Raw genomic sequence first — 14,610 nt, 5'->3', positions numbered from 1 at the left:
AGTCTAATATGCCGGTTAGATTAAATATTTCTAAATTCCGGACTCTTTAAACTTTCGTAATAAATATTATTTCTTGGCTTTAACATTATTTACCTTTAATTTAAGGCATAAAGACCTATAGATAACATGTTTAAAAATTTTATACTGAATATATATACTTAAAGGAGATGAAAAATTGAACTCGAACTCTAAATTAGTTTCGAAATTGCTGCCGTTCCTGACGGCTCTCATTGTGATAATTTCTGGAATCAGTTGGTATGTTGTTACTCAGTCAAAGGATATGGTCATTCCTTTTTCCTCGGTGGAAAAGACGATTAAAGCCCAAGATGGAGCCCTTGTCACCATTGAAGAAAAAAGAAATGGCACTCTTCACATCTCCACACCAGATGGAGAATACGTTTCCAGTATTCCTCCCAACAGTCAAATGATCAATAAACTTGTCGAAACTTATAACGTTCAATATTCTTTTTCATCAACTAATAAATCAGCATTATGGATTTTAGGCGGATTAATGGCGGCTCTCGTCACAACCGCTGTCATTATACAGAAAAAATCAAAGGGCGGATTGCGGATCGGCAGTAAAAAACAAAGCCTTTCCACCCCAAAGCCCCTGCCAGAGATAACTTTGGATGATGTAGGCGGTTTGCAATCCGAAATCAAACATGAAATCCTGCAGACACTCACTACACTAAAGGAACCTGAGCGTTCAGCTAAAATTGGAATTAAGCCGCCTCAAGGCATTTTATTATACGGCCCCCCTGGAACGGGGAAAACCTTGCTTGCACAGGCAATCGCAAAAGAGCTTGGTGCAAACTTCTTCTCAACGAGCGGTTCAGCCTTCAACGAAATGTTTGTTGGAGTCGGTGCAGCCCGTGTCCGCAGCCTTTTCCAAAATGCACGTAAGCAATCGCCAGCTGTCATTTTCATCGATGAAGTCGACGCATTGGCTGGTAAAAGGAAAGCTCATGGCGGTGAAGAAGGCGAAAAAACGTTAACTGAACTGCTAGTGCAATTGGATGGGGGCCATCCAAATGAAGGGATTTTATTCATTGCAGCGACCAACCGGAAAGATATGCTCGATGAGGCATTTCTACGACCAGGCAGGATCGATTTCTCTTTCCAAGTTCCACTTCCGGATACACAAGGAAGAAAGGAAATCATCAATATCCATACGAAGGGTAAGCGTCTGGCGACAGATGTCCTTGCTTCCCTGGATGAGTTGGCTGAAAGTACATCCGGTTTCTCCGGTGCTGACTTAAGCTCCCTGTTCGATACTGCATCACGTCATGCCCTGAGGAATGAACAGGATATGATTCGTAAACAGGATCTTGATTACGCCATTGATCGCACGATACTTGGAGCGACATCACGTACCTTGAATGATGTGGATACGAAGCGGCGCGTGGCCATCCATGAAAGTGGACATGCCTTGATCGCAGCTTTGACAAAGCCCGGTTCCGTTCGAAAGGCAACCATCATCCCGCGTGGGGAAGCCCTTGGGTATGTAGCGCCAATACCTAAAGAACTCCATCTGGCAACAGCCAGTGAATTGCTTGATCAAGTCAAAATGATTTTAGCAGGCGGCGTGGCGGAAAGAATGTATTTAGGAGAACATAGCATCGGTGTAGGCGGGGATGTGCAGCAGGCGAAACATCTACTTGAACAAATGGTCGATACCGGAATGCTTCAAGATGGATTTACCCTCACCTTTAATAAAGGCGAGAAGGAGCAAAAGATGCAGGAATTATTCACGAAAGCGATTTCTGAAACGGAAATGTTGATTGACTCGAATCGCCTACAGTATGAAGAGCTTGTTGAAGAGTTATTGAAAAAAGAAACACTTGAGGGATCTGAAGTTCAGCGTATCGTTGATGCAGCAGAAATAACCAGCATATGCTCGAATGCATAATACTCTTTTCCGCTGAGTCTTAAGACCTAATATTTAGAGCCTGTTTTCAATAAAACAGGCTCTTTTTTTTGACCATATACGGAAGCAATCCGTAAAGCAGAAATGAATGCTGGGAAATTAACCAGATCCTTTACGGTTTTTCCTGCCCTTGCTGCTGCAATCCAAAGAACAATCCTTTCTTGGTTTGTACTTCTTCCCGCATTGACTACATTTCTTTAATTCATATTTTATGTAGGCTGTCCCTTTACAGATCTGGGAACAGTATTTAGCATTTTCATTATAACTTTTAAATCCACGACCACATATCTGGCAAAATAAATGGGCAACTTTAACTCTATTAATACTCCGCCAATCGAAGGTCCCAGAATGGCACCGAACCTGCCGATTCCAAGTGCCCAGCCAAGTGCTGTCGATTTAATATAAGTTGGATAGAAAGTTGAAATATATGCATTGTTTAATTTGCGATCCTATGGATGCCGCCCCTGCTACTGCAACCAAGAAATATAAAACGATTGTTCCCGGTTTAAAACCAAGTAAAATTAAACAAATGGCGCCAAACGTAAATAAACTGGATACTAGCGGAATGGCACCTATGAAAAACATCCACTGCCAACCTAGATCCGGAATCACTTTCATTCCTAATAGCGACACCAAAATGCCTCCGATCGAATAACCGCTAAACATGACGCCCACCATTATATTTTTAATGGACTTAGGTGAATATTCCGAAGTAAGAACGACCAACAAGGGAGGATTCCCCCCAAGGCCCAGCCCAGCCGCAAACCGGTAAATGGCAAAATCAACCGGCCCTTGAGCATAACCTGTCAATAACGTAAATGTGCCAAAAAGTGCGACACAAGAAATGATCATTTTCTTCCTGCCCACTTTATATCCACTCCCACTTCTGCATCATGCACGGCACAAACGACATACTCACCGGAATGGGAAATATTATAATGGAACGATGGAAAATTGGATGAAAAAGGCTTCCCAAATGAATTTGTCATCCAATCCAGTCCTTCCTTAACTGGACCGTATCGTTCTTTAAGAACAAACCGTACCAACAAAGAACGGTACGCATCATCCAACTTGACGAACCTTTTCACCCGATTTTGCCTTTCGGCTGAAACATGGACAAGCAGCTTATTTAAGTCGGACTCCTCTTTCTTTAGAGGCAATTTACATATATATAATTCAACCATTTCTCCTGCCCCTACTCCTTACTGCAGCAAAATGAAGGGGAGGCCACTGGTTAAAATCACAGTGACCTCCCTCAACCCGATACATTAACTGAATGAGTGAACTTACCCGCTTTTGACCGGTTTTACATCAAGGGAATTAGCCCTGTCCTGTTTCGGTATGGTGGCCTTAAAATCATCCTTCTTTAAACGCATCGCAAATAATAGGGCTATGACGAGCAAAATGGCAGAACCGAAGAGAGCGAATTGATAGGATGATAAGTTAACATGCCCATTCGTTCCCATCGTGTCAGCGCCCGCTGCCCCCAGGATGCTGGCTAGGATGGCGACACCCATCGCAGAGCCAATCCGGTTTTGAACATTGAACAATGTGGCGGCCATCCCCATCGAAGCCGAGTTGATATTAGTGAAAGTGGAGTACTGTATGGCCACAACTGTATGTCCCAAACATACGCCGACGCTAAATAATAGGGCCCGAAGGAACCACGGGTTGGCTGTCGGCCCCACGAGGCTAATCAAGGTATAAATGATGATTGTGCTAAGCAGCCCCAACTGGATCACCTGATGTATGCCCAGTTTCTTTGTAGTCAAAGGCATCATCCGGGATGCCACCATCAAACCTATGGCTTCCGGGAATGTCGTCAGCCCGCTTTCCAAGGCTGAAGCACGAAGCGCACTTTGATACATTAACGGGAACACAAAGAGCATCCCCAATAAGCCGGCCATTGAAAATAATGAGATGATGCCCAATGTCCGAAACAATCGATCAGATAATAAACGCAAATCAAGCATCGGCTGGTCCACTCGCAGTTCCAATAGAATAAATGAGAGAATAAGAACTGCACCGATAATCCCTGTATACATGATAATGGGGGAGTCCCATCCTTTTGATGGACCTATGTTCATTGCATACATCAGCATGGAAAAGCCTGAAGCTGAAAGCAGGAATCCCGGAAGGTCCAACCTGCCAGCCGTAGGCTCTTTATGTTCTTTTAAAAACAGTACACCGATTAACAGGACCATAATCCCGAAAGGAACATTTATATAAAATGCCCAACGCCAAGACAGCTGCTCCGTGAAGAACCCGCCAACGATCGGACCAATGGCTGGTGCGAATGCAATGGGCAGCACAAGGGAACGGGAAACCTTTGGCCGTTCCTCCGGAGAGAACGTTCTGAATAAAATCGCCATTCCCACCGGTGTCAGAATCCCGCCTCCAGCCCCCTGCAAAACCCTGAACAAGTTCAAGGTTTGCAGATTATTGGCAAAGCCGCATAAAAAGGAAGCAGCCGTAAAGACAGCCAATGCAATCAAGAAGATCTTCTTGGTCCCAAATCGATCCCCTAGCCAACCCGCTACTGGAAGGAAGACAGCCAGGCTAACTAAATATCCAATATTAATGCCACTGGTTGAAGAAGGATCTAGGTTAAATTCATTACTGATTGTCGGGAGGATCACATTGACAATCGTCCCGTCCATCGAAACCATGAACATCGCTATGACATAAACGATGCACACTACTATTTTAGGGCCCATTTGTATCCTTGTTTTCATTTTGTTCCATCAATGCTAGCAACTAGTTTTATGTATTTCCAGCAGTCCTCTCGATATATCAATGACCAGCCTTCTGGAATAACCAAAAAGGCGGGCCAAAGGGAATGCCGACCTTCTTCATTTATAAATTCATTGTAGATCCCATTTTCATTCACGAAACGGTTGGTCATCAGTCATTGTCCTCCTTCATAATTTTTTCAAATTCTTGATAGTGAATGTTTATTAGCAATCTCCCAGCCCAACTAATAATGATAATCATTATCAATTGGAACCTACAGGTAATGATATATATTTATAACTTAATGGTCAAGTGCCCTCCACGGATTTACTGAGAAAGACCTATTTCTTACCAGGCACATTTCTCTTCAAAGCAAAACGTATGGCCCTGTTAATCAAAGGCGGCAAAACTGAAAGATGCCCCTCTTCTTCAAACTCCTTGAATTGAACATTCACTCCGCTATCTTTTAAGGATAATCGTTTTGATAATTCCAAAGCATTTTCGTTCATGCCGCTTTTATGGGTGCCCTCCAGTTCACCCACGCCAAGCAATAAGGAAATATCACCATTTCCTTGATTCAATCGGGAAAGAAACCTATCCTCCTCCTCACGGAACCACTTTTTGTTCCAATGGAGAGATGGGCTCCCAGCTATGTATGTTTGGAAAGCATACGGATTTTCAAAAAGAACATATAAAGCGAAAAGACCGCCAAGGGAATGCCCGAAAAGCGTTTGGCTATTGTAATCGACCTTATACCTTTTACCGATTTCCGGTTTTAAATCGTCTTCTATGAATTTCAGAAAGTTTTCCGCCCCTCCATGTGAAGGCCATGGACTTCCGTCTGGTCTTACTGGTAACTCGCTAACCGCAACGGGCAGAGTGAAATCATAATAACGTTCAGAAGAAAATGGTGCATTGGTGGCATATCCAATACCCACAATGATGGCGGGAACCACGCCTGACTTTTCCGGCCGGCGCGATTGCAATCGTACCGCCTCAACCATCGTTCCAAATACCGAATTGGCATCAAGCAAATAAATGACTGGATATCCCGAGGGTGGCGGCTCTTCCAATGGTTTTGATACAAAGATTTGGTATTCACGTTTCCCGGCACTCGACTGCATGGGAATCTGTTGAGTTCCTTTGATCGTAACCTCTGTGCTGGCAGCAGTTTTGTCCATTACGCTTTTGTCCATTTTTTTATGCATCATCTAAATGAATTCCTCCAACCTCTAATACTAGTAATTTTATTCAGGTAATTTTTAAAAGAATATCATTGCACAACACCGATAATGATAATCTTTCTCAATGAATATATCAACATACACCGATAATTTTTCCCTATCATTTTACAAAAAGGAGCTTTCCCACCCCCTTTCCCCACCGATTTTCAAAGCCTTTTTGACATACCAAAAACATCAATATGGAAAATTATTCTTGAAATAATTGAAAATTAATTATATATTTAATAGCATGTTGAATTGATAATGATAATCGTTATCACTAACACACGTCATTTTGTTAAGCTATTGTTAATTTCAACAGGCAAAGGAAGTGAAATAGATATTCAACCAATAAGGATTTGTTTTCGATCCTATGAAGCAGCGATAAATGATATTTAATATATTTCAAAAAGGGGAATCGACTAATGAAAAAGCAATTATTCGTACTTGGAATGGCAACAGTATTCAGTTTAGGACTTGGAGCTTGCGGCAATGCCGAAAAGACTTCCGAGGATGCTTCACAGAAGAGCAAGGTAACAGATACGGCGAAAAAAGAAGCAAAGACCCAAACCGTCACATATCTGGATAAGGAGTATACAATCCCAGCCAAAGTCACCAGTATCGCCACTGCTAGTTTAGAATCAATGGAGGATGCAGCCATATTAGGGATTAAACCTTCTGGTGTTGTTACTGTAGGTGGAGAAATACCTGAATATTTGGCTAAAGACCTCGAAGGTGCTAAGTCGATCGGTGAAAAAATGCAGCCGAACTATGAAACTATTCTTGGGATGAAACCTGATGTGATCATGTGGTCATCTAAATCCCCAGCTAATGTGACGGAACAATTGGAAAAAGTGGCACCAACATTCCCTTATTCACATATTTCGACAAATTGGGAAGACAACCTGCGGTTAATGGCCAGCCTTGCCGGAAAAAAAGATCAAGCTGAAAAAATCATCACAACCTATAATGATGACGCCGCAAAAGCAAAACTGGAAATTGGTGAAAAACTGAAGGATAAAAAGGCTTTAGTGGTGAGAATCCGGAACGGCAGCCTATTCCTATATCCTGAGGATGTATATTTCAACCCGATAATTTATAAAGATCTAGGCTTGACTGTCCCTGAAGAAATTAAGCCTATTAAAGCACAAGAAATGATTTCATTAGAAAAATTTGCAGAACTGGACCCAGATTATGTCTTCTTGCAATTCTCGGAAAGTGAAAATGCACAAAAACCGGAAGCGTTAAAAGATTTGGAAAACAACTCCATTTGGAAGAGCATCACGGCAGTAAAAGACAATAAAGTGTTTGTAAACTCGGTTGACCCCCTTGCTCAAGGTGGAACGGCTTGGAGTAAAACAGCTTTCCTGAAGGCTGCAACGGAAGAATTAGCTAAATAAACAGTAAGGTGCGTTGATTGATATGGCAAAAACAAATTCATTACCAATAATAATTCTTTGTATGGCACCTCTATTGATTTGCTTCTCCATCGTATTATCGATTTTATATGGTGCCAAAAATATAGATTCCATAACGGTATGGAATGCCATTTTCCACTATGACTCGAGTAACGTTGACCATACGATCATTATGGCTTCTCGCTTGCCTAGAGTTTTGGGTGCCCTACTCGTCGGGGCATTTTTAGCCATATCAGGAGCACTCATGCAGGGGATGACAAGAAATTATCTTGCATCCCCTTCAATCATGGGAGTGACGGATGGCTCTGCTTTCGTAATTACACTTTGTATGGTATTTGCTCCAGGTATGTCTTCATTCCAAATGATCCTCTTTTCCATGTTAGGTTCTGCATTGGGAGCCGGAATTGTCTTTGGTTTTGGGTCGCTGCTTCCAAATGGATTATCACCCGTTCGAATAGCCATAATCGGAACTGTGATCGGGACATTTTTAAGCAGTATTTCTGCTGCCATAGCATCCTATTTCCAAATTTCCCAGAATGTAAGTTTTTGGTATAACTCGAGATTGCACCAGATCGATCCCAATGTACTAAAATTGGCGATACCGTGTGGAATGGTGGGAATCATCCTCGCCCTATTCATCTCAAAATCCATTACGATATTATCTTTAGGCGAAGAAATTTCCATCAATTTAGGTCAGCGCACAAAAATAGTAAAAGCTGTGGCCCTCCTTTCCGTCATTTGCTTAACGGGAATCGCAGTGGCGCTTGTAGGGAAAATCGGTTTTGTTGGACTTATCATCCCCCACATCACCCGGTTTTTAATTGGAATAGATTATAAGTGGATCGTTCCATGTGCTGGGGTAATCGGTGCGGTTTTTCTAGCTCTTTGCGATGTCTTGAGCCGGTTTGTTAATTATCCATTCGAAACCCCCATAGGAGTCGTTACTTCCCTGATCGGCATTCCTTTCTTCCTGTACTTAATTAGAACGAGAGGAGGAGAAAAGAATGGATAAGAATACTCGGTGGCGCTTCACCATTACGATGACCATCATTTTATGTTTAATCGTTATTACAAGTTATTTTAGTTTGATATCCGGTACATTCGACATGACCGTCAAAGCTGTCCTTCAGACATTATTCAGGGTGAATCCAGTTTCCGATTTTGATTTGGTCATCTTTGATTTCAGGCTCCCCCGCATTGTGATCGCCGGTTTGGTGGGAGTGAGCTTAGGAATTGCAGGGACTGTCATTCAAGGGGTTACGAAAAATGGCTTAGCCGATTCCGGTATTCTCGGTATTAATGCCGGTGCTGGTACGGCCATTGTCATTTTCATGTTTTTCTATCAAGGTCAAAACAGCGGCTCGGACTGGTTCTCCATTATGAGTTTTCCGCTATTCGGTTTGGTAGGCGGGCTTTTGGCAGCCCTATTGATTTTCCTTTTCTCTTGGAAGAATGGCACCCTGGACATGGGCCGCCTTTTACTGACCGGAATCGCCATAGGCTCGGCATTTGGTGCCCTTTCCTTATATTTATCATTAAAAATGAAGTCAACCGATTTTGAAATGGCAACGGTTTGGCTTTCAGGAACGATATATGATGCGAACTGGAAATACATCGCATCGATGTTACCATGGATGATAGTCCTGATTCCGATTATTAAGAAAAAGGCGTATTTACTGGATTTGTATCAGTTGGAAGAATCGAGCGTTAAAAGTTTGGGGGTTTCAGTAGAAAAGGAAACGATCATCCTTTTACTCTGCAGCATCGGATTGGTGGGCGCCTCCGTTTCAGTATCGGGAAATATCGGATTCGTAGGTTTAATGGCTCCCCACATAGCAAAGCACCTTGTAGGTATCCATCACAATCAGGTAATTCCAGTATCGGGAGCAATTGGCGCATTGCTGGTGATCGCATCCGACTTTATCGCAAAAACCGTTTTTGCACCGGCTGAATTGCCAGTTGGGATCGTCATCTCAATTATTGGTGTCCCATATTTTCTTTATTTACTAATTAAAGCTAAATCGTAGAAGGAGAGATGATCAGTGAGTATTCTCCGCATGGAAAATCTAGAAACGAATTACGAGAAATTCACGGTGTTCAAAGACTTGAACTTGGAAATAAAAGAAGGCCTGGTCACTACCATCATTGGTCCTAATGGCTGTGGTAAATCCACATTACTGAAAACGATAGGCCGCATTCTAAAGCAAAAGAGCGGAAGCGTTTTTTTACAAGGTCAGGATTTACATAAGATCCATACGAAGCAGATTGCCAAGCACTTGGCTCTACTTCCCCAAAACCCGGTTGCTCCAGCCCAATTGAAGGTAGAGGAGCTTATTTCATATGGAAGGTATCCGCACCGCAATAATGTAAATAAATTAATGAAAGAAGATAAAGAAACGATTGAATGGGCCATGGATATCACCAAAACCCTTTCATTTAGAAACCGGGAGATCACAAATCTTTCCGGTGGTCAAAGACAAAAAGTTTGGCTAGCGATGGCTTTAGCACAGAAAACGGAGATTTTATTATTGGATGAGCCGACCACCTACCTTGATATGGCTCATCAACTGGAGGTTTTGCAAATAGTTGAAAAGCTTAATAAAGAACAAAAAATAACGACTGTCATGGTGCTGCATGATATTAACCATGCGTCCCGGTTTTCACATGAAATCATAACGATGAAGGAAGGAGAAATCGTTAAAATCGGTACCCCCACCGAAATCATTACACCTCCCGTTTTAGAAGAAGTCTTTCGTATTCATGCAAGGGTCATGATAGATCCTGCCAATGGGGCACCCGTTTGTTTTGGTTATGACAATTTATCACAGCAAGAAGTATATAAAGAAGCCGTTTCATCCAATTGAAAGGTGTGCTTCTAAAAGTGGTTCGGAAAACGTATATTTCATCAAATGATATTCCCGAATCAACTGACCCAAACCAACTCCTCAAGTTCGGTTTCCATCTGAATTTTAAAAACATAGTTGATTGGAGCGAATGTGTGAGACTCAGCAGGCGCAAGCCAAGGAGGCTCCACGATCGCCCGCGGAAAGCGAGTTTCTTGAGTGAAATCAACATCCAAATTGTACAAGCCATAAAAAAAACTGCAGGCAAACTCGCTTTTCATTGAGTTTGTCCACAGTCTAAAGGGATGTCGACAATGTCGACATCCCTTTTTTGATAAATTTATAGTTTTTCCAACTTGATGATATCTGGTGTATTTTGTTTCTGGATCCCTGACTTTTGCAATTTCACTGCCGTTCCTTCAGGTAAGTTAGTGAATATAATAGGAGTGACCGTTGATGGGGCATTCCGTTTTATGAAATCTAAATCAATTTCCAAAAGAGGTGTTCCTTTTGTTAGTCTTTGACCCTCTTGTACAAGAGATGTAAACCCTTCTCCATTTAATTTAACTGTATCTAAACCAACATGGATCAAAATTTCCAGACCATTATCCATTTTCAATCCCAGTGCATGTTTTGTCGGGAAGATACTTAGCACTTCCCCATCGATTGGGGATACTAGTTTTCCGTTGACTGGCTCGATAGCAAAGCCATCCCCCATCATTTTCATAGCAAACACTTGATCGGGAACTTGTTCTATCGGTAAAACCGTTCCTTCAATTGGAAGGACAAAGTCATTTACACCCAAAGCTTGGTTTCCCTCTACTATATCCTCTGCCACTTGTGCAGATGGAACTGCTTTCACTTGGCTTGGGTCGACGCCATTCTTGACAAGTTGTTTCATTGCATTTGCAACGAATTCAACATTCGTTCCAACAATGACCTGCACACTCGATTTATTCAACTTCATGACACCGCGCGCACCATGCCGTTTTAAGGCTGCTTCATTCACATTTCCTGAATCGGCCACTTGTAAACGCAAGCGTGTTGCACAGTTATCAATTAGCTTTATATTCTCTTTACCGCCAAGATCTTGAATGAAAAGCGATCCCATATCGGTATATTTATCCCCTGTTTTCACAATAGTTTCTTCTTCCACTTCTTCCTCATCGTCTTCACGGCCAGGTGTTTTTAAATCCATGACCTTGATGACAAAATAGAAAATCACGAAGTAAACTGCCGCGTATACTAAGCCAATCGGTATTAACCATAGCGGTTTTTGCGCAATACCAAAGTTCAAGAAATAATCAATGGCTCCTGCGGAGAATCCAAAACCATGATGGATATCCAATATAACAGCAAGTGCCAGGGAGACCCCGGTTAAAAGGGCATGTATTACATATAACACCGGTGCGATGAACATGAACAGAAATTCAATCGGTTCAGTGATTCCTGTAAGGAAAGAAGTGAAAGCTAACCCAACAAGCATCCCCGTCACCAATTTACGTTTCTCTTTCTTTGCAGCTGCAATCATCGCTAATGCCGCAGCTGGAAGACCGAACATCATGATCGGGAAAAAGCCGGTCATGAAGGGCCCAGCAGTCGGGTCCCCTGCGAAGAAACGATTTATATCACCTGTCGCTCCATTGTACTCACCAAAGACGAACCAAACCATACTATTCAAGACATGATGCAGGCCTACTGGAAGCAATAAGCGATTCAAAACGCCGAATACGCCGGCACCCAATGCCCCTGCACCTGTAATCCAGTCACCAACACTATTGATTACATCTTGAATCGGCGGCCAAACAAAACCGAATATTGCCGCAAGTATAATCATCGCAAGCGAAGTGATGATCGGGACGAATCGTTTCCCTGAAAAGAATCCAAGCCATTCAGGGAGTCTTATGTCGGAGTATCTATTATATAGAAGAGCGGCAACTATACCGGATATAATACCGCCTAAAACAGCCATGTTGATATCTTTATTAATCGCTTGTGTACCATTCGTTAAAACAAAGTAACCAACAAGACCTGCCAATGCCGCAGCACCGCTTCCATCTTTGGATAATCCAATCGCTATACCTAAAGCGAACAATATGGCAAGATTATCAAAAATGGCTTGTCCCGAGGCAGCCATAAATGGAATATTGAGTAAATCCGGTTGCCCTAAACGAAGCAATAAAGCCGCTGCTGGCAAAACAGCAATCGGTAACATTAAAGCCTTACCTATCTTTTGTAAAAAATTTAACATCGAACTCATCTCCCTTGTTCCTAACTTCTTTTGATTCAGCAGAACGAAAAGACGTATAAAGCGTTTTCATTTTATCAATATAATAACTTTTCTTTGGCTTATACTAGCACAGAAAATATATAGATGTCTATACCAATTCACTTAAAAATATACTAATTTCTTCGAAAAAAAAGCAAAAAATGCTTTTTTAATCCTGATATACCCTAACTGGTCTAGACAACTTTTAATAAAAACGATAAAATGAGGGCAAAATATATTGACTCATTCATTAAGTTTTACTTTCATAAAGGAGATTATGTATGAAAACATTCATTATTAATAATCTAATAGTTCATAGCGAAAAGGAAACATACAAAAATGGGTATATTAAAGTCGTGGATGGAAAAATTGCCGAGGTTGGTCCAGTCAGCCAATACAAACAGGACGATGATGCCGAGGTAATTACTCTTTCACCGGATTATCAGGTAATTCCCGGTGCGATCGACATCCACATTCACGGAGCATCCAATTCCGATGCAATGGATGCCACACATGAAGCATTATCCACAATGGCAGAGACTCTTCCCAAAGAAGGAACCACCAGCTTTCTGGCCACTACAATGACTCAAACTGCCGAAGCCATTCAATCAGCACTTCTTAATGCTGGTAAATATATCGAAAATCAATCACAAGAACACGCTGAAATAATTGGAATCCATTTAGAAGGTCCTTTCATATCACCGGTCCGTAAAGGAGCACAGCCTGAAGAGCATATCGTTGACCCTGATGTCACTCTATTTAAAAGGTGGCAGGAAATGGCCGAAAATCAAATCAAGCTTGTAACGCTTGCTCCTGAACAACCAAACGGATTAGATCTTGCCGCTCACTTAAAGGCAACTGGCGTCGTCGCTTCCATTGGACATTCAGATGCAACATATGACCAAATCGATGAAGCAATCCAAGCAGGGACTACCCACGTTACACATCTTTATAATGGGATGCGGGGACTCCATCACCGTGAACCCGGTGTTTTGGGAGCTGCTTATCTTCGAGACGAGCTATATGTTGAACTTATTGCTGACGGCATTCATTGCAGGCCGGAAATGATCAAGCTGGCATATAACCAAATTACCAGCGAACGAATGATCTTGATAACGGATTCGCTTCGTGCCAAATGGCTTGAAAAGGGAACCTATGATTTAGGCGGTCAGCCTGTGTATGTTAACGAAACGAAAGCAACGCTTTCAGATGGTACACTAGCCGGCAGTATATTGAAAATGAACGATGCCATCAAGAACACAATGGAATATACCGATTGTTCCATGACTGACATTATAAAAATGACGGCGGAAAACCCTGCCAAACAACTTCGGATTTTTGACAGAAAAGGAAGCATCCAGGTCGGCAAAGACGCCGATCTTGTAATATTGAATGACCGCTTGGACGTTGAAATGACGTTCTGCAGAGGAAATATAGCTTTTAAAAAGGAGAATGTATAATGAATATCATACAAGTGCAGGACTACATGGAAATGAGCCGGACAGCCGCAGAAATAGTGATCGGAAAGGTCAAAGGAAATCCTAATATCAAATTGGGCCTTGCAACAGGCGGTACCCCTAAAGGAATGTACGATAATTTGATTGAAGATCACGTGCGCAATCATACATCTTATGAACATGTAACGTCTTTTAATCTTGACGAGTATATCGGTTTAAAACCAAATGATCGAAACAGTTACCATTATTATATGAATGACTCCCTATTCACTCACATCAATATAAATAAAGAGCGCACTCACCTGCCAAATGGCACAGCAGATGACACCAACGGAGAATGTAAACTGTATGATGAAATGATAGATTCCGTCGGAGGGATCGATCTTCAGATACTTGGCATTGGGCAAAATGGCCATATTGGTTTTAATGAACCTGGAACTTCCTTCACATCAGGAACACATGTCGTGACACTCGAGGATTCAACGCGCCAAGCGAATGCACGTTATTTCGATTCCATAGACGAAGTTCCTACACATGCCGTTACGATGGGCATTTCAACAATCATGAAAAGCAAAGAAATTCTGCTGTTGATATCTGGTGAAGAAAAAGCCGAAACACTGAAGAAATTGATACACGGTGACATTTCAGAGGAATTCCCTGCATCTATCCTAAAAAAACATAATAATGTTACAATTATCGCAGACCAAAAAGCGTTATCCGGAGTATTAATACCCTAAAAG

The 14,610-nt window shown here is 42.0% G+C and carries 13 protein-coding genes; 7 read left to right on the top strand and 6 right to left on the bottom strand.

Annotated features, from left to right (window positions below):
• The first annotated feature begins 175 nt into the window (after positions 1-175).
• A complete protein-coding gene (locus ACIROD_RS25005) occupies positions 176-1,909 on the top strand; it encodes an AAA family ATPase (RefSeq protein WP_260359309.1) in 1,734 nt (577 codons plus the stop codon).
• A 414-nt stretch (positions 1,910-2,323) separates the two neighbouring features.
• Here ACIROD_RS25005 and ACIROD_RS25000 read toward each other — a convergent pair whose 3' ends face one another.
• From ACIROD_RS25000 to ACIROD_RS24980, 5 genes are all read right to left on the bottom strand, one after another.
• Complete coding sequence (locus tag ACIROD_RS25000; RefSeq protein WP_402945393.1) at positions 2,324-2,794, bottom strand: MFS transporter; 471 nt, start codon at positions 2,792-2,794, stop codon at positions 2,324-2,326.
• Positions 2,776-3,111 carry a 4'-phosphopantetheinyl transferase family protein gene (locus ACIROD_RS24995; RefSeq protein ID WP_402945390.1) on the bottom strand — a complete coding sequence of 112 codons (336 nt, stop codon included), beginning with the start codon at positions 3,109-3,111 and terminating at the stop codon, positions 2,776-2,778. The genes ACIROD_RS25000 and ACIROD_RS24995 overlap by 19 nt, the downstream gene beginning before the upstream one ends.
• A gap of 102 nt (positions 3,112-3,213) precedes the next feature.
• On the bottom strand, positions 3,214-4,662 hold the full coding sequence (locus tag ACIROD_RS24990) for a DHA2 family efflux MFS transporter permease subunit (RefSeq protein ID WP_402945387.1): 1,449 nt from the start codon (positions 4,660-4,662) through the stop codon (positions 3,214-3,216).
• Positions 4,659-4,832: an MbtH family NRPS accessory protein gene (locus ACIROD_RS24985; RefSeq protein ID WP_402945384.1), complete on the bottom strand. Its 174-nt coding sequence runs from the start codon at positions 4,830-4,832 to the stop codon at positions 4,659-4,661. The genes ACIROD_RS24990 and ACIROD_RS24985 overlap by 4 nt, the downstream gene beginning before the upstream one ends.
• Before the next feature lie 169 nt (positions 4,833-5,001).
• Positions 5,002-5,871, bottom strand: a complete 870-nt coding sequence (locus ACIROD_RS24980; protein ID WP_402945381.1) for an alpha/beta hydrolase — start codon at positions 5,869-5,871, stop codon at positions 5,002-5,004.
• 437 nt (positions 5,872-6,308) lie between these two features.
• Between ACIROD_RS24980 and ACIROD_RS24975 the strand changes: the two genes are divergently transcribed.
• From ACIROD_RS24975 to ACIROD_RS24960, 4 genes are read left to right on the top strand one after another with little or no spacing between them, the layout of a single operon-like run.
• A complete protein-coding gene (locus ACIROD_RS24975; protein ID WP_402945378.1) occupies positions 6,309-7,283 on the top strand; it encodes an iron-hydroxamate ABC transporter substrate-binding protein in 975 nt (324 codons plus the stop codon).
• Positions 7,284-7,305: 22 nt separating this feature from the next.
• Entirely contained in the window at positions 7,306-8,313 is a 1,008-nt protein-coding gene (locus ACIROD_RS24970) for a FecCD family ABC transporter permease (protein WP_402945375.1), read from the top strand.
• Entirely contained in the window at positions 8,306-9,328 is a 1,023-nt protein-coding gene (locus ACIROD_RS24965) for a FecCD family ABC transporter permease (protein WP_402945372.1), read from the top strand. The genes ACIROD_RS24970 and ACIROD_RS24965 overlap by 8 nt, the downstream gene beginning before the upstream one ends.
• A 15-nt stretch (positions 9,329-9,343) precedes the next feature.
• Positions 9,344-10,165: an ABC transporter ATP-binding protein gene (locus ACIROD_RS24960; RefSeq protein ID WP_402945369.1), complete on the top strand. Its 822-nt coding sequence runs from the start codon at positions 9,344-9,346 to the stop codon at positions 10,163-10,165.
• Positions 10,166-10,484: 319 nt separating this feature from the next.
• On the opposite strand, the gene nagE is transcribed toward ACIROD_RS24960, so the two are convergent.
• Positions 10,485-12,395 (bottom strand): N-acetylglucosamine-specific PTS transporter subunit IIBC, encoded by a 1,911-nt coding sequence (nagE, locus tag ACIROD_RS24955; RefSeq protein ID WP_402945359.1) that lies wholly within the window; start codon positions 12,393-12,395, stop codon positions 10,485-10,487.
• Between the two features lie 299 nt (positions 12,396-12,694).
• Here nagE and nagA point away from each other — a divergent pair, with 299 nt between their 5' ends.
• Positions 12,695-13,873: an N-acetylglucosamine-6-phosphate deacetylase gene (gene nagA, locus ACIROD_RS24950; RefSeq protein ID WP_402945356.1), complete on the top strand. Its 1,179-nt coding sequence runs from the start codon at positions 12,695-12,697 to the stop codon at positions 13,871-13,873.
• A complete protein-coding gene (gene nagB / locus ACIROD_RS24945) occupies positions 13,873-14,607 on the top strand; it encodes a glucosamine-6-phosphate deaminase (protein WP_402945353.1) in 735 nt (244 codons plus the stop codon). The genes nagA and nagB overlap by 1 nt, the downstream gene beginning before the upstream one ends.
• Positions 14,608-14,610: the final 3 nt, after the last annotated feature.

Origin of the sequence: Peribacillus sp. NPDC101481 (assembly GCF_044767165.1) — a bacterium.
GTDB lineage: Bacteria > Bacillota > Bacilli > Bacillales > DSM-1321 > Peribacillus.
Note: the sequence above shows the minus strand (reverse complement) of the source record. Positions and strands in the feature narration are given on the sequence as shown.

Bases quoted from the DNA above. Each gene is read 5' to 3' on its own strand.
- ACIROD_RS24995 (WP_402945390.1), bottom strand. From the start codon at position 3,111: ATGGTTGAATTATATATATGTAAATTGCCTCTAAAGAAAGAGGAGTCC.
- ACIROD_RS24990 (WP_402945387.1), bottom strand. From the start codon at position 4,662: ATGAAAACAAGGATACAAATGGGCCCTAAAATAGTAGTGTGCATCGTT.
- ACIROD_RS24985 (WP_402945384.1), bottom strand. From the start codon at position 4,832: ATGACCAACCGTTTCGTGAATGAAAATGGGATCTACAATGAATTTATA.
- ACIROD_RS24980 (WP_402945381.1), bottom strand. From the start codon at position 5,871: ATGATGCATAAAAAAATGGACAAAAGCGTAATGGACAAAACTGCTGCC.
- ACIROD_RS24975 (WP_402945378.1), top strand. From the start codon at position 6,309: ATGAAAAAGCAATTATTCGTACTTGGAATGGCAACAGTATTCAGTTTA.
- ACIROD_RS24970 (WP_402945375.1), top strand. From the start codon at position 7,306: ATGGCAAAAACAAATTCATTACCAATAATAATTCTTTGTATGGCACCT.
- ACIROD_RS24965 (WP_402945372.1), top strand. From the start codon at position 8,306: ATGGATAAGAATACTCGGTGGCGCTTCACCATTACGATGACCATCATT.
- nagE (WP_402945359.1), bottom strand. From the start codon at position 12,395: ATGTTAAATTTTTTACAAAAGATAGGTAAGGCTTTAATGTTACCGATT.
- nagA (WP_402945356.1), top strand. From the start codon at position 12,695: ATGAAAACATTCATTATTAATAATCTAATAGTTCATAGCGAAAAGGAA.
- nagB (WP_402945353.1), top strand. From the start codon at position 13,873: ATGAATATCATACAAGTGCAGGACTACATGGAAATGAGCCGGACAGCC.